The following is a 289-nucleotide window of genomic DNA, read 5'->3' on the forward strand; positions in this document are numbered from 1 at the left end:
ACAGACTCACCGTTGTATTGGTTGATATCTATAGTGGATTCTAATTCATCTCGACCGTCGTTGGCTTCGTCTATCGTTGTTGCGACCCCGTTAAAGAAACCTATGGTATAGCCTTCAATTTTACAGGAATTTGCATTGGCGTTAACGGAAAGTAAGGCACTAGCCATGAGTATTATTGCTTGTTTATTCACAATATTTTGCCTCTGCTTTCAGGGAGGCACTTATCGCGCCGTCTTGTAAATGGCTATAAGTAAGGTAGGCCATGGTGCGTGCTTTGGTGTTGTAGGTG

General features: G+C 43.3%; 1 pseudogene. It reads right to left on the minus strand.

The features are described from left to right. Positions 1-183 precede the first annotated feature (183 nt). Positions 184-289 (minus strand): annotated as a pseudogene (locus AB4653_RS28850) (chromosome partitioning protein ParA); the annotation flags it as partial.

The sequence above is a fragment of the Vibrio sp. 10N.222.48.A3 genome, assembly GCF_041475345.1.
Classification (GTDB): Bacteria; Pseudomonadota; Gammaproteobacteria; order Enterobacterales; family Vibrionaceae; genus Vibrio; species Vibrio tasmaniensis_A.